This window comes from Microbacterium sp. AG157 (assembly GCF_003385695.1).
GTDB lineage: Bacteria > Actinomycetota > Actinomycetes > Actinomycetales > Microbacteriaceae > Microbacterium > Microbacterium testaceum.
Genome location: NZ_QRDK01000004.1, coordinates 591,663 through 608,947, shown reverse-complemented (window position 1 = coordinate 608,947; position 17,285 = coordinate 591,663). Strand labels below are relative to the sequence as shown.

Sequence of the window (17,285 nt, the reverse complement as noted above, 5' to 3'; positions counted from 1 at the left end):
GAACGTCATTCCCAGCGATAGCCCGCGCCGCGCACGGTGACGATATGCGATTGGCCGATCTTGGCCCGCAGATAGCGCACGTACACGTCGACCACGTTCGACGACGGGTCGAAGTCCATTCCCCAGACGCGGCTCAGCAACTGCTCGCGGCTGAGCACCTGGCCCGCGTGGCGGATGAACTCCTCGGCCAGGGAGAACTCCCGTGCGCTGAGATCGATCTCGCGACTGCCGACGGTGGCCCGACGGGCGAGTACATCGAGGGACACGTCGCCGTGTGCCACGGTCATCGGACCGACCGTCACCGGTTCCCGCATGCGCGAGCGCACCCGGGCGAGGAGCTCGTCGAACTTGAACGGCTTGGCGACGTAGTCGTTGGCACCGGCGTCGAGACCGTCGACGGTGTCGCGCGTGCTCGTGCGTGCGGTCAACATGATCACGGGGATCTGCGAGCCTTGGCCGCGCAGGCTCCGCAGCACCTCGAAGCCGTCCATCGATGGCAGACCGACGTCGAGCAGGACGAGATCGACGTCACCCGAGAGCGCGGTGTCGAGGGCCTCTGCTCCGTCGGCGATGATCAGAGTCTGGTAGCCCGCGGACTCCAGCCCCTTCGCGACGAACGCGGAGATGCGTTCCTCGTCTTCGGCGATGAGGATGCGTGTCATCCGGTGGCCTCTCTCTGCATGACGACGTCACCGGCGCGCACGGGCGTCGGGAGCTCGGCGGGGGACTGCGCCCCGGTCACGGGGATGTGCAGGGCCACGGTCGCCCCACCACCGGGGGTGTCGCTGACGCTGCAGTGTCCGTCGTGCGCCTTGGCGATGGCATCCACGATCGACAGTCCGAGCCCGGATCCGTCGATCCCCCGCCCCGTCGACAGGCGGTCGAAGCGACGGAACACGCGGTGACGAGCGGCCGGGGGGATGCCCGGGCCGTGGTCGCGGACCCAGAGGTGGGCGGTGGTCTCGTCCGCCGTGCTGCCGATCTCGATCGAGGTGCCCTCGGGGGTGTACTTCGCGGCGTTGTCCGCGAGCTGGAGCCACGCCTGGACGAGGCGATCGGCGTCGCCGTGGATGCGGCCGCGCGCCCGCTGCTCGACGGTCCAGGTGTGCCCCGGGATCGCCCCCGCGAGCTCCGCCACGCGGTCGGTGAGGGAGCCCACGTCGATGACCGCCGCCTCGAGCGCGCCGCTCTCGACGTCGGCCAGGGTGTCGATGTCGTCGACCAGCCGCGCGAGGCGATCGAGTTCGGCGATGCCGAGGTCGCGTGTCTCGGTCACATCGTGGGGATCGGCGGGATCCATCATCTCGAGGTGCCCACGGACGATCGTGATAGGGGTCTTGAGCTCGTGCCTGACGTCGTCGAGCAGTTGCCGTTGCGCGTCGACCGACATCGCCAGTCGATCCAGCATCGAGTTGACCGAGGTCGTCAGATCGGAGATCTCGTCGTTGCCGTGCGCGCGCAGGCGCGTGCCGAGGTCGTCGATGGTGATGGCGTCGGCGGTATCGCGCAGGCGCCGGAGCGGCGAGAACAGGCGCCCCGTGACGAACCAGCCGGCTACGGCGACGAGCAGCAGCACCACGAGCGCCGAGATTCCATAGGTGAGCGTCGAGAGGGTCACCAGCTCCATGCGCTGGTCCACCGAGATGACCTGCACGGCGGCCCCGTCGCGGGTCTCGACGGCCGCGTAGAGCACGGGCCCATGGACGCTGTCGAGGCGCCCACGATCGTTGCCGAGGCTGATCTGGTCGGCCAGGGATGCCACGAGCCCGGCATCGTCGGCGATCGACAGTCCGGGTGGAGACGGGGTGCTCGCGAGCACGCGCGCGCCGTCGAGGGCTACGGTGCCGTCGGTACGACCGGGAACGGTCGCCGCGACGAGTGTGGCGGCATCCTGGCTGCTCGTCGACAGGGTCGAGACGAACCCGTCGAGTTGCCGTTCGGCGTTGGCCACGACGCGTTCGCTCTGCACGAGGAACGTGACGCCGCCGGCGATGATCATGCCGAGCAGCACGACGCCGAGGATCGCGCCGAGGAAGCGCACGCGCGTCGAGACAGGTCTCGTCGTGCGGCTCATCCTCTGATTATGGCGCGCCTCGGCGTCGGGGATGCGCCAGTGGGCCCGATCAGCCCGGGTGGGTCATCGACAGCAGGTCGAGCTTGGCGTCGAGCACCTCTTCGGTGATCTCGCCGCGCTCGACGTAGCCGAGGTCGATGACCGCCTCGCGCACCGTGATGCCCTTGGCGACCGAGTGCTTCGCGATCTTCGCCGCGGCCTCGTATCCGATGACCTTGTTGAGCGGGGTGACGATCGAGGGCGACATGCCGGCGAACGCCTCGGCGCGCGCGACGTTGGCCTCGAGGCCGTCGATGGTCTTGTCGGCGAGGACGCGCATGGCGTTCGAGAGCAGACGAATCGACTCGAGCAGTGCCGTGCCCATGACCGGAATGGCGACGTTGAGCTCGAACGAGCCCGAGGCGCCCGCCCACGCGACGGTGGCGTCGTTGCCGATGACGCGCGCGCACACCATCAGGGTGGCCTCGGGGACGACCGGGTTGACCTTGCCGGGCATGATCGAGGAACCCGGCTGCAGGTCGGGGATGTGCAGTTCGCCCAGACCGGTGTTGGGGCCGGAGCCCATCCAGCGGATGTCGTTGTTGATCTTCGTCAGCGAGACCGCGATCGTGCGGAGGGCGCCGGATGCCTCGACGAGACCGTCGCGGTTCGCCTGGGCCTCGAAGTGGTCCTCGGCCTCGGTGATGGGCAGCTGGGTCTCTGCCGCGAGCAGCTCGATGACCTTCTGTGGGAAGCCGAGGGGCGTGTTGATGCCGGTACCGACCGCCGTGCCGCCGAGGGGGACCTCGCCGACGCGGGGGAGCACGGCCTCGACGCGCTCGATGCCGAGGCGCATCTGGCGGGCGTAGCCGCCGAACTCCTGGCCGAGGGTGACCGGGGTGGCGTCCATGAGGTGGGTGCGGCCCGACTTGACGATGCCCTTCCACGCCTCGGCCTTGGTCTCGAGCGCCGTCGCGAGGTGCTCAAGCGCCGGGATGAGGTCGGTGATGAGCGCCTGTGTGACGGCGATGTGCACCGAGGTGGGGAAGACATCGTTCGACGACTGCGAGGCGTTGACGTGGTCGTTGGGGTGCACCGTGTCGCCGAGGATGCGGGTGGCGAGGGTCGCCAGCACCTCGTTCATGTTCATGTTCGACGAGGTGCCGCTGCCGGTCTGGTACGTGTCGACGGGGAAGTGCGCGTCGTGCGCGCCGGTGACGACCTCGTCGGCGGCTCGGGCGATGGCATCCGCGATGCGTCCATCGAGGGTGCCGAGCTCTTTGTTGGCGAGCGCGGCGGCCTTCTTGATGCGGGCAAGAGCGGCGATCTGCGTCGACTCGAGGCCCGAGCCCGAGATGGGGAAGTTCTCGACCGCACGCTGCGTCTGCGCGGCGTAGAGGGCGTCCTTGGGTACCCGCACCTCACCCATGGTGTCGTGTTCGATGCGGTACTCGATGTCGGTCACGTCGTTGTTCCTCCGGGTCGTTCGTTGGGTTGTCAGATGCGGGCGTCTTCGACGCGCGGGTCGTCGACGCGGGGGTCGTCGACATCGCCCACGATGACGACGGGGAAGGCTTCGCCTTCATCGAGGCGGTAATTCGCTCCGACCACGGCGGTGCGCCCCTCGGCCACGGCCTCGCTGATCAGTTCGGAGGCGCGCAACAGCTCGCCCACCGTGTGGCGGAGGTGCTCGCGACCCACAAGCTCGGGGTCGACGGCGTCGGGGAGGTGACCGTCGACGGCGGAGGCGCGCTGCACGCGTCGCACAGCCGGGACGATGGGCGCGATCTGCCGCCAGATGTAGGCGGGGAGGGTCGGGGCGTCGACGCCCGTGCTCTCGATGGCCGCGCCGACGGCGCCGCACGCGTCGTGCGCGAGCACCACGATCAGGGGGACTTCCAGCACGCCCACGGCGTACTCGAGGCTGCCGATGACCGAGTCGGAGATGACCTGACCGGCGTTGCGCACGACGAACAGGTCGCCGAGGCCCTCGTCGAAGATGATCTCGGCCGCGAGGCGAGAGTCGGAGCAGCCGAACAGCGCCGCCGTGGGGTGCTGCGAGCTCGCGAGCTCGGTTCGGCGCTCGACGTCTTGACGCGGGTGAGCGGGGGCGCCCGAGACGAAACGTTCGTTGCCCTCCACCATCTGCCGCCAGACCTGCCGGGGGGTCATGCGCTCGCTCACGGGACCTCTCTCAACTGCTCGATCTGCGATGTGACGGACGCGGCGGCCAGCGCCGCGGTCTCGGGGGCGGCATCGCCGTAGACGAGCACGTAGTCGGGCCCGGCCGGGGTGGCGAGGGCGTAGTCGATGTTCCCGGTGCCGGACGGGTTCGACGGACGGTACACGTTCCACGTGATGCCGTCGATCTCGATGGTCTCGGTGCTGCGGGTGCCGTCGAGCACCTGTCCGACCCACGTCTCGTCTGCCTCGAAGCCCTGCGCGACGCGGAGGAATCCGCTCTCGCCCGAGCGGACGTAGACCATGGTCCACGCCTCGGTGCCGCCGACGCCCTCGGTGCTGGCCTGGTTGACGCGCCATCCCTCGCCGAGGGAGGGGGAGAGCACCGGTCGACCCAGGTCGCTCTGCATCTCGGCCGCGAGGGCGGCGACGTCGATGTCGGGGCGGGGAGCCGGCTCGCCGCGGGGCACGGCCGCGACGACGACGAGCACGACGCCGACGGTCACGATGAGTGCCGCGATGAGGTTGCGGAACGTCTTGCTGGACCGGTACCGACGCGAGGACTCGGCCTTGCGATCGGCCGCTTCCTGCGGGGTTTCGGGGCGACCGAGATGGGCGACGACGCGAGCCATCAGTCGTCACCCTCGCCGCGGGCGGCGTCGAGGCGGCGCTTCGCGCCGAGCAGCCACTCCTCGCAGCGGGCGTAGAGCTTCTCGCCGCGCTCCCAGAGCGCCAGCGACTCTTCGAGGGTCGGAGCGCCCTGCTCGAGCTCGGCGACCACGCGCACGAGTTCGTCGCGGGCCTGCTCGAACGACAGGGTCGCGACGTCGACGGCGGGGCCGGGGGTCGTCGCGGTCATGGCATCCATTCTAGGCGCGCCCCATCGACACCCCGTCGCCGGGTGCCTCGTCGTCGAGCGGTCGATCGGCGGATGCCGAGGACTCGGCGTCGTCCGCGGTGTCGCGGCCACTGGTCGACGCCCCGTGTGGAACCGTGTCGGGAACGCCGCCCTCCGAGCGAGCGGCCAGCGTGCCCTCCTCCACGGTGAGCCGAAGCGCGGTCCCGGCCGGGGCGTGAGCGGCGTCGCGCAGCACCGAGCCGTCGGGGAGCTGCGCGATCGCGTAGCCGCGGGCGAGCGTCGCGAGCGGCGAGAGCGCGCGCAACCCCGCGCCGAGTTCGCTCGCGCGTCGCCGCTCAGCCTCGATGCGGCGGTCGACGATGTCGCGTCCGCGGTTCGAGAGCATCCACAGCTCCTGCGCGCGGGAAGTGAGCATGGAATGGGGAGTGCGCAGCGCCGGTCGCGAACGGATCTGCTCGAGCTGCGCGATGTCGTGCAGCACGCGTTGGGTGAGACGGCCCGTGAGCCGGGCACGCAGCTGCGACACGAGTGCCCGCTGCTCGCTGACGTCGGGTACCACCCGCTTGGCGGCGTCGGTGGGTGTGGAGGCGCGCACGTCGGCCACCTCGTCGAGGAGCGGCCGGTCGTTCTCGTGTCCGATGGCGCTGACGATCGGAGTGGATGCCGCGGCCACGGCGCGCAGCAATCGCTCGTCGCTGAAGCCGAGCAGCGTCTGCGGATCTCCGCCGCCGCGGGCGATCACGATCACGTCGACCTCGGGGTCGGCATCCAGGATCTTCAGAGCCGCGAGGGTCTCGGGAACGCACCGGTCGCCCTGGACGGCGGCGTGCTGGGTGCGGAAGCGCACGCGGGGCCAGCGCAGCTCGGCATTGCGATGGACGTCTTTCTCGGCGTCCGAGTTCTCGCCCGTGATGAGACCGATGCAGTGGGGGAGGAAGGGCAGCTTCTTCTTGCGGACCGGATCGAACAGGCCCTCGGAGCGCAGCTGGACGCGGAGCCGCTCCAGACGCTCGAGCTGTTCGCCGAGACCCACGTGCCGCATTGCCGAGATCGCGAACGAGAAGTCACCGGTGCGCGGGAAGTAGTCGGCCTTCACACACGCGACGACATGGTCGCCGACCTTGAGGTCTTTCGGCAGACGGTTGAGGGTGCTCGACCAGATGCGGAAGGCCACCGTCGATTCCGTGCCGAGGTCTTTGAGGCGACCGAAGACGTTGCCGCCGCGGCGGTTGAACGAGGTGATCTCGCCCTCGACCCAGACAGACCCCCAGCGTTCGATGAAGCCGCGGATGGTGTCGTTCAGGCGCGAGACCGAGGTGGGGGCGTCGGTGCTCGAGTCACGGGGGTGCACGCTGTCGGCGGGCGGGGCCTGGCCCGCGATGGTCTCGGGCTGGAACGAGGTCATGGTCTCCGGAGGGTCGAGGTGGCCGGTTCGGCCGGTGTTCAGGGGCGTCCCGGTAGAATCGAGGGGTGAGCTCACCTGCCGTCCACCTGCCCGTTCCCCGTATCCCGGGTCGACGCGGGCGGCTCCAGGATATCCCCGTGAAGGGCCAGAAGAAGGTCCTGCTGGCCGCGCCCCGCGGCTATTGCGCCGGCGTGGACCGCGCGGTCATCGCCGTCGAGAAGGCCCTGGAGCGCTACGGTGCCCCGGTGTACGTGCGCAAGCAGATCGTGCACAACATCCACGTCGTGACGGAGCTCGAGAAGAAGGGCGCGATCTTCGTCGAAGAGGTCGACGAGGTTCCCTCGGGCGCCCACGTCGTCTTCAGCGCGCACGGCGTGTCGCCCGCCGTCGTGTCCGCGGCATCCGACCGGGGTCTTCAGGCCATCGACGCCACGTGCCCCCTCGTGACGAAGGTGCACCGCGAGGCCGTGCGCTTCGCCCGTGACGACTTCGAGATCCTGCTGATCGGCCACGAGGGACACGAGGAGGTCGAGGGCACCGCCGGTGAGGCTCCCGAGCACGTCACCGTCGTGAACTCTCCCGACCACGCCGACACGATCGAGGTGCGCGACCCCTCGAAGGTCGTGTGGCTCTCGCAGACCACGCTGTCTGTCGACGAGACGATGGAGACCGTGCGGCGTCTGCGCGAGCGCTTCCCGCAGCTGCAGGATCCGCCGTCGGACGACATCTGCTACGCCACCCAGAACCGCCAGGTCGCGATCAAGAAGGTCGCCGTCGGCGCCGACCTCGTGATCGTCGTCGGTTCGGCGAACAGTTCCAACAGCGTCCGCCTGGTCGAGGTGGCCCTCGAGCACGGGGCCAAGGCCGCGTACCGCGTCGATTACGTCGACGAGGTCAAGCAGGAGTGGCTCGAGGGGGTCGAGACGGTCGGCGTCACCAGCGGTGCGTCGGTTCCCGAGGTCCTCGTGACAGAGGTGCTCGACGAGCTCGCCGGCGCCGGCTACCGCGATATCGAAGAGGTGCGCACGGCCGAAGAAGACCTGATCTTCTCGTTGCCCAAAGAGCTGCGGCAGGATGCCACCGGCAAACGCGACGAGCGCGCGCTGGGCGGCCGGGGTCGGGCGTGAGCGACACCGATCCGCGCACCCCCTCCGACGAGGCCCGTCCCCGCCCGCAGTACGGCGAGTACGCCACGCCCGAAGAGCAGCGCGCGCGCATCCGGCGTCCGGAGGTGACCGAGGCCCTCGAGGCGGGGGTCGCCCCTCAGCCGGAGCCGGTCGCCTTATCGAGCTCCGCGGCGAAGCCTGCGCCGATGCCCGTCCCCACCACCCGCGGCGGGCAGATCGACCGGATCGTGACGTTCGGCCTTCTTATCTACGGGCTGTTCTCGGTGGTCACGTCGATCATCCAACTGCTGAACTTCCCCGAGTACGCGAACAACTTCGCCCGGGTCTTCCGGGTCGACGTGGCGTTCACGAACCTCACCGCCGGGTATCTCTGGGGTGCCGCCGCCGCCGCCGTCACCGGCATCGGGTGGCTGTTCACCGCCCTGTTGACGTGGCGGTCGATGAAGCGCGGCCGTATCTCGTTCTGGATCCCCATCGTCGGCGCGTTGATCAGCACGATCATCGCCGCCGTGCTCTCTCTCATCGGCATGTCGAGCGACCCGCAGTTCCTGTCGGCCGTCATGGGCAGCGTCTCGAACTGAACCGTTCTGCGCGGCATCCCGTGTTCCTAGAAGAAGAGGGAGAGGGGATGCCGCGGTGCGAGACGAACACGCGCAGCTGACCGCGCTGTACGACGCGCACGCGACCCCCGTCTGGCGCTACGTCGTGAGCCTCACCGGTGATCACGCGGGAGCCGACGATGTCGTACAAGAGACGCTGCTGCGCGCCTGGCGGACCCCGCGGGTCATGAGCGACGATCCCGCGACGCTGCGCTCGTGGATGTACACCGTCGCCCGCAACCTCGTCATCGACGAAGCGCGCAGCGCGCGGCGTCGGCACGAGCATCCGGTCGACGAACTGCCCGAGGTCGTCCGCGACGACGACACCGACGCGATGTTCGACGCCCTCCTCGTGGAAGAGGCGCTCGCCACCCTGACTCCTGACCACCGCGCCGTCATCGTCAGCGCTTACTACGGTGGGCGCAGCGTCGCTCAGGCCGCCGAGGAGCTCGGCATCCCGGCCGGAACCGTCAAATCGCGACTGCATTACGCGGTGCGGGCATTGCGGCTCGCGCTGCAGGAAAGGGGGGTGACCCGATGAACGACGATCACGAACGTCTGTCGATGTCGGACGGCGCCTACGTGCTCGGGGCGCTGTGCGCATCCGACCGCGCCGAATTCGAAGCCCACCTCGCGGTGTGCGCCGCCTGCCGCGCGTCCGTCGCCGAGCTCGCTCCCGCCGCGGGACTGCTGTCGCGGCTGTCCCCCGAGCGGGCTCGAGCCCTGAGCCCGACGACCGGCCCCATCCCGCTCGCCTCGCCCGACCCGGCCCTGCGCGGACGCGTCGTCGAGGTCGCCCGACGTCGGCGTAAGCGCCGCCTCACGGTGTGGACGCTCGCCGCATCCATCGCCCTGGTCGCCGTCGCGGTACCGAGCGTGTTCGCCGTGAACAGCGCGGTGCAGCAGTCGACGGGGACGGTCTACGCCCTCGACGACGTCGCCGGAGCGCCGCTGGAAGCCTCGGTGAAGCTCACGTCTGCCCCGTGGGGAACCCGCATCGACCTGGTCTGCCAGTACACCGGGCAGGTGCTCGATGCTCCTCCCGGTGGCTGGCCGTATGCCCTGGCCATCACCGACGACGCGGGCACGACGAGCGTGCTCTCGACGTGGCGTGCCGACCCGGGGTCGACCACCGAGCTGAGCGCCGGCACGGATCTCTCTGCCTCGAACATCGGGGCGGTCGAGATCCGCTCTCTCGACGGCGGCACCGTCGTGATGCGGCGGGAGTTCGGCTGAGTCCTGCGCACGTGCGTCGGCTTCGTACGCTTTAGCATCGGTCCATGCCTCGACTCGTCGCCGTCTGCGCCGTCCACAGCCTGCACCCGGATTCCGGATCGGTCGGGGTGACGGCGATCGACAAGCGTGCCATCGAGGGAAGCGTGCGCGTCGGCAAGCTCGGCATCCGCTCCGACGTGCAAGCGAGTCGCAAGCACCACGGTGGGCCCGACAAGGCGGTGTACGCCTACGCCACCGAGGACGCCGCGTTCTGGGAGGGCGAGCTGGATCGCGAGCTGCACCCGGGCTGGTTCGGTGAGAACCTGCGCGTGGAGGGGCTCGACGTCAACGGCGCGCGCATCGGAGAGATCTGGCGCATCGGCGACACCGTCGAGGTCGAGGTCACGATGCCCCGCACCCCGTGCGCGACCTTCGCGCGATGGGTCGGCGGTTCGGCGGCGCGCGGCTGGGTGAAGCGGTTCTCCGACGAGGGGCGACTCGGCGCCTACCTGCGCGTTCGCCGTGCCGGCGAGGTCCGGGCGGGGGATGCCATCGAGGTGCTGTCGTCGCCCGAGGGTGCCCCCACGGTGCTCGAGGCGTACCGCAGCTGAGCCGCTGTTGCCGGACGGGCGGAGGGCACGCGAGACAGCATCTCGCTGACATCTCGGATGCAGTCCGACGCCGAATCGTCAGCGAGATGTCGTCTCGCTGACGTCAAGCGCCCGGCCCGGGGCGCGGCGTCCGGAGACGACGAACGCCCCGGCGGGAGAGCCGGGGCGTTCGTGCAAACGCGCTGGGTCAGTTCTGGGACTGGCCGTACGAGCCGAGCTGCTTGGTGGCCTCGACCACGCGCACGGCCATGGCCGACTCGGCGACCTTGCCCCAGGCGCGGGGATCGTACTGCTTCTTGTTACCGACCTCGCCGTCGAGCTTGAGCACGCCCTCGTAGTTGGAGAACATGTAGCCCGCGATCGAGCGCGTGAAGGCGTACTGGGTGTCGGTGTCGATGTTCATCTTCACGACACCGTTGGCGACGGCGAGGGCGATCTCGTCGTCGGTCGAGCCGCTGCCGCCGTGGAACACGAGGTCGAGGGGCTTGGGGCCGGTGCCGAACTTCGCGGCGATGCCCTCCTGGATCTCGCCGAGCAGCTCGGGGCGGAGCTTGACGCCACCGGGCTTGTACACGCCGTGCACGTTGCCGAAGGTGAGGGCCGAGATGTACCGGCCGTTCTCGCCGAGGCCGAGGCGCTCGACGGCCTTGGTCACGTCGGCGACGGTCGTGTACAGGGCCTCGTTCGAGCCCTCGTGCTGCACACCGTCTTCTTCGCCGCCGACCACGCCGACCTCGATCTCGAGGATCGCGTTGATGTTCTTCATGCGGGGGAGGAGCTCGGCCGCGATGTCGATGTTCTCGTCGAGGGGAACGGCCGAACCGTCCCACATGTGTGACTGGAAGATGGGGTTGCGACCGGCCTTGACCTCTTCTTCGGAGGCCTCGAGCAGCGGGAGGACGAAACCGGGCAGGGCGTCCTTGGGGCAGTGGTCGGTGTGGAGGGCGACCGTGATGGGGTAGTTCTTGGCGACCTCGGTCACGTACTTGGCGAAGGCGAGAGCGCCGGTGGCGCGGGCCTTGACGGTGTGGCCGGCGAAGTAGTCGGCACCACCGGTCGTGACCTGGAGGATGCCGTCGGAGCCGGCCTCGGTCAGGCCCTGGAGCACCGAGTTGATGGTCTGCGAGCTCGAGACGTTGATCGCGGGATACGCGAAGCCGCCGGCCTTCGCGCGGTCCAGCATGTCGGCGTACTGCTCAGGGGAAGCGACGGGCATGGAGGTGCTCCTTGGTGTTGTCGGGACACCGTCACTCTAGCGAAGCCACCGGATCGTGACGCGGCGGGCGCGGCAGGAACGGGGCAGTTCTGTCGAACCGTTAAGAAAGGCGATTCCTTCGTTGCACATCCGGTCAAAACCGGCGATTGTCCACGCTTCGCTGGATACAGTGGCCGCATGGTGAGCCTGACTGCCGACATGAGCCCTTTGCACCCCGACCGCAACCTGGCGCTCGAGCTGGTGAGAGCGACCGAGGCGGCGTCCATCCGCGCCGTTCCCTTCATCGGCCGGGGCGACAAAGAGGCCGCCGACGGTGCAGCCGTCGACGCGATGCGCGCGTTCTTCAGCACCGTCAACTTCGACGGCACGATCGTGATCGGCGAGGGCGAGAAGGACAACGCTCCCATGCTCTACAACGGTGAGCGCGTCGGCAGCGGCCGCGGGCCGCAGTGCGACGTGGCCGTCGACCCCATCGATGGCACCTCGCTGACCGCCGCAGGCCGCCAGAACGCCCTCTCGGTCATCGCCGTGTCGGACCAGGGCACCATGCTCGACGCGTCGAGCGTCTTCTACATGGACAAGCTCGTCACGGGCCCCGCCGGTGTCGGCGTCGTCGACATCCGCCTCCCGATCGCCGAGAACATCCGCTTGCTCGCGAAGGCGCTGGGCAAGCCCGTCGATGAGATCGTCGTGTCGGTGCTGAATCGGCCGCGCCACGAGAAGCTCATCGCCGAGATCCGCGAGGCCGGCGCGGGCACCCGCCTCATGAGCGACGGCGACGTCGCCGGTGGCATCAACGCCGCTCGTCACAACGCTCGCACCGACATGTGCGTCGGCGTCGGCGGCAGCCCCGAGGGCATCGTGACCGCGTGCGCCATCAAGGCTCTCGGTGGGCACATCCAGGGCGTCCTTGCCCCGCGCAACGACGACGAGAAGGAGAAGGGCCGAGATGCCGGACTCCAGGTCGACGGCGAGGTGTACGAGGCCGATGGCTTGGTGAAGGGCAAGAACACGATCTTCGTCGCGACCGGCGTGACCGACGGACAGCTCGTCCAGGGTGTTCGCCGCGAGGGTGACTTCCTCTACACGGAGAGCGTCGTGCTGCGCGGCGCCTCGGGCACCCTGCGCCGCATCTCGTCGGAGCACCTGACGTCGAAATGGCTGTGACGCTCCGGGCTGACGCTTCGGGGTCGATGTCATTGCGCTGACGTCATTGCGTTGACGTCGTTGCGTTGACGTCAGGTTTCCTGTCTGGGACGCCTCTGATCGCGAGACTGCGTCTCGCTGACAAATCGGTTGCAGGTCGCAACTGTCGTGTCAGCGGAATGCGGTCTCGGCGGTAGGGCGGGGTCCCGGCGATCCAGTACGCTCCGGCGCCCGGGGGAACCGCGACGCGGCGAGAATCCCGCGATGTGCAGATACAGCCGGGCGTGTCGTGACGCAAGCGTGACCGGCCCCGGAGGCCGTGTCTGGCAGAATCGAACGCAGTGTCAACGGCGACGCTGTGTACTTCCGAGACCCGAAGGGGGATCGTCCATGGCAGCTCCGACGAATCACACCGCACCTCAGACAGGTGCACAGGCGGTCATCGCCAGCGCGGCCGATCCCGCGCGTCGTCCCGATGTTCTGCTGCGCGTGCGCCGCGACGAGGGCCACGAGGTCAGCGCGTGGTGGATGGTCGGGGCGTTCGTCGCCGTCTCGGCGGCCGTGGTGAGCCTGTTGAGCTGGGTTCCCGGCGGGGCCTGAGCCTTCTTCCCTTTCCGTCGCCGAGTGTTCGACCGGCGACATCCGTTTTCTCGACCCCTCCCACCTCGTATGGCGCCTCGACGCGCGCGAGCACTTTCGCGCGACGTGGCGGACGCTCACGACCCGGCGTCGGAGAGCCCCGCTCGCTGACGGATGTCACCCAGATCGGCCCTCGTGGTCGCCCCGTCTTCGTCGACCGGTGATTGCGTGACCTCGCCGGTTCCCTCGAGATCCTCGATCATCTCCGGTGCGGTCCACCGACGCGGAGCTGCCTCGAGCGCGACGGGAGCGGCGACCGCGTCGAGCTTCGTCTCGTCGATACCGGGGAACTTCCGCGCCGTGACGAGCACGCGCGACTCCAGCGACCCGGCGAATCGGTTGTAGCTGTCGACAGTCTTCTCGATCGCTCGGCGCAGGTCGTTGGCGTGTTCAGCAAGCTTGCCGATGCGCTCGTAGAGTTCGGTGCCCAGAGCGAAGAGCGTGCGCGCTTCGTCGGAGACGTCTTGCTGCGTCCATGTGAAGGCGACGGTCTTGAGCACCGCCCAGAGGTTCACGGGGGAAGCGAGGGCGACGCGACGGGTGAAGGCGTAGTCGAGCAGGGTCGGATCTTCGTCGAGGGCCGAGGCCAGCAGCGACTCGCTCGGGAGGAAGCACACGACGAACTCCGGGCTCGTGGTGAGGCCCGCCCAGTACGCCTTCTTCGCCAGCGCGTCGACATGGGCGCGCACCGCGCGGGCGTGTTTGGTCAGGAGTGCTGCCCGACGGGCCCCGTCGTCGCCGTGCGCCGTCACCGGGATGGCGCTCGCCTGCAGGTACGCGTCGAGGGGGGTCTTGGCATCCACCGCCAGGGACTTACCGCCGGGGAGCCGCACGACCATATCGGGGCGACCGGCTCCGGCGTCGCTCGAGATCGCGGTCTGCAGGTCGAAGTCGACGTAGCGCGTGAGCCCGGCGGCTTCGACGACCCGCCGTAGTTGCGTCTCGCCCCAGACGCCGCGCGTGGTTCCCGAACGCATGGCCGAGGCCAGAGACTCCGTGGTGGCACGCAGAGCCTCGTCGGCTTCGCGGGACAGGCGCAACTGCTCGCCGAGTGCGGAGTACTGCTCGACGCGATCGCGCTCGAGACCGTCGACCTTGCGCTGCATGGCGTCGAGCGTCTCGCGCACCGGGTCGAGGGCGCGCAGGACGGTCTGCTCTCGTCGCTCGCGCTCTTCGCGGGCTGCTTGATCGGCGCGCGATTGCCCCACCAGTTCGCGGTACAGCGACACCTGATGATCGAGCTGCGCCTGCACTCCCGCGCGCGCGGTCTCGGCTGCGGCGACCCGGGCCCCGAGGGCCTGTTGCTCGACGGCGTTGCGAGCTGCGGCGCGCGAGGACCCTGTGAACCACCCGCCGACGACGCCGAGAGCGAGGGCGAGGATCACGAAGAGGAGGGCGATGGCATCCATGGGGTCAGCTTGCACCAGACCTCCGACATCCGCGGAAAGACGGGCCGACGCGACTCAGGCGACCGCGCGCTCGGCGGGCTCGGCGACGATCTGCGAGACCCGCACGCCGAGGTGGGCGGCGAGGGCGTGCACGTCGTCGACACCGGCGCGGCGGGCGCAGTCGATCGTGATCTCGGCACAGGCCACCGCGTCGGCGAGAGCGTCGTGGTGCGCGAAGGGAGAGCATCCGGCCTCAGCGGCGACGAGCGGAAGGCGGTACGAGTCGAGCGTGTAGGTCTTGCGCGACATCTGCACGCTGCACAGGTAACGGTAGGGCGGGCAGTCGTCGCCGGTCGCGGCGCACGCGCGGCGCAGCACCGACATATCGAAACCGGCGTTGTGCGCGACCAGGACGTCCGCTCCCGCAAAGGAGGTGAGACGCGCGAGCTGCGCCGACCAGCCGGGCGCGTTCACGACATCGGAAGACTGGATGCCATGGATCCCGACGTTGATGGGAGCGAAGTGGTCGTGACCCGCCGGCGGCTTGATGAGCCAGGCCGCTGTGGCGACCACGCGGCCGTCGCGAACACGGGCCAGACCCACCGCGCACGCGGACGCACCGCTGGAATTCGCCGTCTCGAAATCGATCGCGGTGAAGTCCAGAGCCACGATTCCACCCTGTGCCGGGACCGCCGCGTTGCGGAGGAGGCGCGCCGGGGCGGGGTCGTACAGCCCTGGTATCTGCTCGCCCCCGAGGCGACCCACACGTGCCGTCGAGCGGAGGTCGTCGACGGCCCGCCGGCTTCCGGAATCCACCGACGGCGTGTCGCACTCCGACTCCACGGGGCGGGTCGACGTCGGAGGGCCGCGCGCGTCCCGCTGCCCCGATCCAACGGAGGGTGTCGGAGGGGCGGCGTAGGGTCGTGGGCATGACCGATCGCGAGAAGTCGACCTCGTTCGGGCAGGCGGCCTCCGCCTACGAATCCGGGCGTCCGGGGTATCCGTCCGGCGCCGTGGCCTGGCTCCTCGACCCCGTGCGGGAGCCCGGTCGCGCGTTGCGCGTCGCCGATGTCGGAGCGGGGACGGGCAAGCTCACCCGCGCTGTCGTCGAGCTCGGCGCCGACGTGGTGGCGGTCGATCCGGATGCCGACATGCTCGCGAGCCTGCGAGAGAACGCGCGGGGTGTGCCCACGTTCGTCGGGATGGCCGAGGACCTGCCCCTCCCCGATTCCGGCCTGGACGCCGTCGTCATGGGCCAGGCCTGGCACTGGGTCGACGTCGAGCCGGCCTCGCTCGAGACCGCGCGCGTGCTGCGCAGCGGGGGAGTGCTCGGGCTCATCTGGAACATCCGCGACGACCGGGTCGACTGGGTGCGGCGGCTCACCGCGGCCATGGGCGGGTCGAACGCCGAGGTCCTCCTCGCCACGACCGGTCCGCGCGTCGCCGAGCCCTACGGCGAGCTCGAGCACCGTGAATGGTCGTGGGCGAGGCGGATCACTCTGCCGCAACTGCGCGACCTCGTCGTCTCGCGGAGCGACATCATCACGGCCAGCCCCGAGAAGCGCGCGGGCATCGAGGCTGCGGTCGACGGGGTCGTGGCATCCGTTCCCGAACTCGCCGACGGAGGGTCGGTCGCGTTGCCGTACGTGACCCACGCGTTCCGCGCGCGGCGGCCGTGACGCGGGTGACCGGGCTCCAGGCCGGGTAACCTGGACTCCCGTGGCTCTTACCATCGGAATCGTCGGCCTTCCCAACGTCGGAAAGTCGACCCTCTTCAACGCTCTGACCAAGAACTCGGTGCTCGCGGCGAACTACCCGTTCGCCACCATCGAGCCGAACGTCGGGGTCGTGAACCTTCCCGATGTGCGCCTGCAGAAGCTCGCTGACGTGTTCGGCAGCGAGCGGCTCGTGCCCGCTGCGGTGTCGTTCGTCGACATCGCGGGCATCGTCCGCGGGGCCAGCGAGGGCGAGGGCCTCGGCAACCAGTTCCTCGCGAACATCCGTGAAGCGGATGCCATCGCCCAGGTCGTCCGCGGATTCGCCGACGACGACGTGGTCCATGTCGACGGTTCGGTCAACCCGGCCAACGACATGGAGACCATCAACGCCGAGCTGCAGCTCGCCGACCTTCAGACGCTTGAGAAAGCCATCACCCGGTACGAGAAAGAGGTCAAGGGCAAGAAGCTCGACCCCTCGGTGCTCGAGGCCGCCAAGGCCGCGCAGGATGCTCTTCAGCGCGGCGTGCTGCTGTCGGCATCCGGAATCGACCTCTCGCCGATCCGCGAACTGGGTCTGCTCACCGCGAAGCCGTTCATCTTCGTCTTCAACGTCGACGAGGCCGTCCTCACCGATCAGGCTCGCAAGGACGAGCTCGCCGCGCTGGTCGCACCCGCCAAGGCCGTCTTCCTCGACGCGAAGATCGAGTCGGAACTCATCGACCTCGACCCCGAGGACGCGGCCGAGCTGCTGGCGTCGACCGGACAGGACGAGTCGGGCCTCGACCAGCTCGCCCGCATCGGATTCGACACACTGGGCCTGCAGACCTACCTCACCGCAGGCCCCAAAGAAGCGCGTGCCTGGACGATTCCGCAAGGCGCGAAGGCGCCGCAGGCCGCTGGTGTCATCCACACCGACTTCGAGAAGGGCTTCATCAAGGCCGAGGTCATCTCGTTCGACGACCTCGTCGAGCTCGGCTCGGTCGCCGAGGCCCGCGCGAAGGGCAAGGCACGCCTCGAGGGCAAGGACTACGTCATGCAGGACGGCGACGTGGTGGAGTTCCGATTTAACAACTAGCTCAGCCGTCCAAACAGGATGCGCGTTGAACTGAGAATGTGTTCGGTCGCGTA

At 69.3% G+C, this 17,285-nt stretch carries 19 protein-coding genes; 9 read left to right on the top strand and 10 right to left on the bottom strand.

The features are described 5' to 3' along the window. Positions 1 to 5 precede the first annotated feature (5 nt). From DEU35_RS15735 to xseA, 7 genes are read right to left on the bottom strand one after another with little or no spacing between them, the layout of a single operon-like run. Positions 6 to 662 (bottom strand): response regulator transcription factor, encoded by a 657-nt coding sequence (locus DEU35_RS15735; RefSeq protein WP_103210955.1) that lies wholly within the window; start codon positions 660 to 662, stop codon positions 6 to 8. Next, positions 659 to 2,074, bottom strand: coding sequence for a HAMP domain-containing sensor histidine kinase (locus DEU35_RS15730; protein WP_103210954.1), 1,416 nt, complete (start codon positions 2,072 to 2,074; stop codon positions 659 to 661). The genes DEU35_RS15735 and DEU35_RS15730 overlap by 4 nt, the downstream gene beginning before the upstream one ends. Before the next feature lie 49 nt (positions 2,075 to 2,123). Continuing rightward, positions 2,124 to 3,518, bottom strand: a complete 1,395-nt coding sequence (locus DEU35_RS15725) for an aspartate ammonia-lyase (protein ID WP_103210953.1) — start codon at positions 3,516 to 3,518, stop codon at positions 2,124 to 2,126. Between the two features lie 32 nt (positions 3,519 to 3,550). Further along, positions 3,551 to 4,237: a carbonic anhydrase gene (locus DEU35_RS15720; protein WP_371861613.1), complete on the bottom strand. Its 687-nt coding sequence runs from the start codon at positions 4,235 to 4,237 to the stop codon at positions 3,551 to 3,553. Beyond that, entirely contained in the window at positions 4,234 to 4,866 is a 633-nt protein-coding gene (locus tag DEU35_RS15715) for a DUF4245 family protein (RefSeq protein ID WP_103210952.1), read from the bottom strand. The genes DEU35_RS15720 and DEU35_RS15715 overlap by 4 nt, the downstream gene beginning before the upstream one ends. After that, a complete protein-coding gene (locus tag DEU35_RS15710) occupies positions 4,866 to 5,093 on the bottom strand; it encodes an exodeoxyribonuclease VII small subunit (RefSeq protein WP_174799685.1) in 228 nt (75 codons plus the stop codon). Before DEU35_RS15710 ends, DEU35_RS15715 begins: the two co-directional genes overlap by 1 nt. A gap of 10 nt (positions 5,094 to 5,103) precedes the next feature. Next, positions 5,104 to 6,498 (bottom strand): exodeoxyribonuclease VII large subunit, encoded by a 1,395-nt coding sequence (gene xseA, locus DEU35_RS15705; RefSeq protein ID WP_116240049.1) that lies wholly within the window; start codon positions 6,496 to 6,498, stop codon positions 5,104 to 5,106. 65 nt (positions 6,499 to 6,563) lie between these two features. Between xseA and DEU35_RS15700 the strand changes: the two genes are divergently transcribed. Genes DEU35_RS15700 through DEU35_RS15680 form a run of 5 tightly spaced genes read left to right on the top strand, consistent with a single transcriptional unit; the run spans position 6,564 to position 10,050 of the window. After that, a complete protein-coding gene (locus tag DEU35_RS15700) occupies positions 6,564 to 7,625 on the top strand; it encodes a 4-hydroxy-3-methylbut-2-enyl diphosphate reductase (RefSeq protein ID WP_174799684.1) in 1,062 nt (353 codons plus the stop codon). Beyond that, positions 7,622 to 8,206 carry a DUF6264 family protein gene (locus DEU35_RS15695; protein WP_116240048.1) on the top strand — a complete coding sequence of 195 codons (585 nt, stop codon included), beginning with the start codon at positions 7,622 to 7,624 and terminating at the stop codon, positions 8,204 to 8,206. Before DEU35_RS15700 ends, DEU35_RS15695 begins: the two co-directional genes overlap by 4 nt. Positions 8,207 to 8,261: 55 nt before the next feature. Beyond that, positions 8,262 to 8,765 (top strand): sigma-70 family RNA polymerase sigma factor, encoded by a 504-nt coding sequence (locus DEU35_RS15690; protein WP_116240047.1) that lies wholly within the window; start codon positions 8,262 to 8,264, stop codon positions 8,763 to 8,765. Beyond that, a complete protein-coding gene (locus tag DEU35_RS15685) occupies positions 8,762 to 9,460 on the top strand; it encodes an anti-sigma factor (protein ID WP_116240046.1) in 699 nt (232 codons plus the stop codon). The genes DEU35_RS15690 and DEU35_RS15685 overlap by 4 nt, the downstream gene beginning before the upstream one ends. A 44-nt stretch (positions 9,461 to 9,504) precedes the next feature. After that, complete coding sequence (locus DEU35_RS15680; protein ID WP_116240045.1) at positions 9,505 to 10,050, top strand: MOSC domain-containing protein; 546 nt, start codon at positions 9,505 to 9,507, stop codon at positions 10,048 to 10,050. A 187-nt stretch (positions 10,051 to 10,237) separates the two neighbouring features. On the opposite strand, the gene fbaA is transcribed toward DEU35_RS15680, so the two are convergent. Continuing rightward, a complete protein-coding gene (fbaA, locus tag DEU35_RS15675) occupies positions 10,238 to 11,266 on the bottom strand; it encodes a class II fructose-bisphosphate aldolase (RefSeq protein ID WP_103210945.1) in 1,029 nt (342 codons plus the stop codon). Between the two features lie 177 nt (positions 11,267 to 11,443). Here fbaA and glpX point away from each other — a divergent pair, with 177 nt between their 5' ends. Next, positions 11,444 to 12,433, top strand: coding sequence for a class II fructose-bisphosphatase (glpX, locus tag DEU35_RS15670; RefSeq protein WP_116240044.1), 990 nt, complete (start codon positions 11,444 to 11,446; stop codon positions 12,431 to 12,433). Between the two features lie 369 nt (positions 12,434 to 12,802). After that, complete coding sequence (locus tag DEU35_RS15665) at positions 12,803 to 13,012, top strand: UDP-N-acetylmuramyl pentapeptide phosphotransferase (RefSeq protein ID WP_116240043.1); 210 nt, start codon at positions 12,803 to 12,805, stop codon at positions 13,010 to 13,012. Between the two features lie 116 nt (positions 13,013 to 13,128). Here DEU35_RS15665 and rmuC read toward each other — a convergent pair whose 3' ends face one another. Both rmuC and DEU35_RS15655 read right to left on the bottom strand, forming a co-directional pair. Beyond that, positions 13,129 to 14,460 carry a DNA recombination protein RmuC gene (rmuC, locus tag DEU35_RS15660; protein ID WP_116240042.1) on the bottom strand — a complete coding sequence of 444 codons (1,332 nt, stop codon included), beginning with the start codon at positions 14,458 to 14,460 and terminating at the stop codon, positions 13,129 to 13,131. A 54-nt stretch (positions 14,461 to 14,514) separates the two neighbouring features. Beyond that, entirely contained in the window at positions 14,515 to 15,108 is a 594-nt protein-coding gene (locus DEU35_RS15655) for a 3'-5' exonuclease (RefSeq protein WP_103210984.1), read from the bottom strand. A 260-nt stretch (positions 15,109 to 15,368) separates the two neighbouring features. Here DEU35_RS15655 and DEU35_RS15650 point away from each other — a divergent pair, with 260 nt between their 5' ends. Both DEU35_RS15650 and ychF read left to right on the top strand, forming a co-directional pair. Next, on the top strand, positions 15,369 to 16,118 hold the full coding sequence (locus DEU35_RS15650) for a class I SAM-dependent methyltransferase (RefSeq protein ID WP_116240041.1): 750 nt from the start codon (positions 15,369 to 15,371) through the stop codon (positions 16,116 to 16,118). A gap of 40 nt (positions 16,119 to 16,158) precedes the next feature. Then, positions 16,159 to 17,232 (top strand): redox-regulated ATPase YchF, encoded by a 1,074-nt coding sequence (ychF, locus tag DEU35_RS15645; RefSeq protein WP_103210940.1) that lies wholly within the window; start codon positions 16,159 to 16,161, stop codon positions 17,230 to 17,232. Positions 17,233 to 17,285 lie beyond the last annotated feature (53 nt).

Bases quoted from the DNA above. Each gene is read 5' to 3' on its own strand.
- DEU35_RS15710 (WP_174799685.1), bottom strand. From the start codon at position 5,093: ATGACCGCGACGACCCCCGGCCCCGCCGTCGACGTCGCGACCCTGTCG.
- DEU35_RS15730 (WP_103210954.1), bottom strand. From the start codon at position 2,074: ATGAGCCGCACGACGAGACCTGTCTCGACGCGCGTGCGCTTCCTCGGC.
- xseA (WP_116240049.1), bottom strand. From the start codon at position 6,498: ATGACCTCGTTCCAGCCCGAGACCATCGCGGGCCAGGCCCCGCCCGCC.
- DEU35_RS15715 (WP_103210952.1), bottom strand. From the start codon at position 4,866: ATGGCTCGCGTCGTCGCCCATCTCGGTCGCCCCGAAACCCCGCAGGAA.
- DEU35_RS15650 (WP_116240041.1), top strand. From the start codon at position 15,369: ATGACCGATCGCGAGAAGTCGACCTCGTTCGGGCAGGCGGCCTCCGCC.
- DEU35_RS15680 (WP_116240045.1), top strand. From the start codon at position 9,505: ATGCCTCGACTCGTCGCCGTCTGCGCCGTCCACAGCCTGCACCCGGAT.
- DEU35_RS15665 (WP_116240043.1), top strand. From the start codon at position 12,803: ATGGCAGCTCCGACGAATCACACCGCACCTCAGACAGGTGCACAGGCG.
- glpX (WP_116240044.1), top strand. From the start codon at position 11,444: ATGGTGAGCCTGACTGCCGACATGAGCCCTTTGCACCCCGACCGCAAC.
- fbaA (WP_103210945.1), bottom strand. From the start codon at position 11,266: ATGCCCGTCGCTTCCCCTGAGCAGTACGCCGACATGCTGGACCGCGCG.
- DEU35_RS15685 (WP_116240046.1), top strand. From the start codon at position 8,762: ATGAACGACGATCACGAACGTCTGTCGATGTCGGACGGCGCCTACGTG.
- rmuC (WP_116240042.1), bottom strand. From the start codon at position 14,460: ATGGATGCCATCGCCCTCCTCTTCGTGATCCTCGCCCTCGCTCTCGGC.
- DEU35_RS15735 (WP_103210955.1), bottom strand. From the start codon at position 662: ATGACACGCATCCTCATCGCCGAAGACGAGGAACGCATCTCCGCGTTC.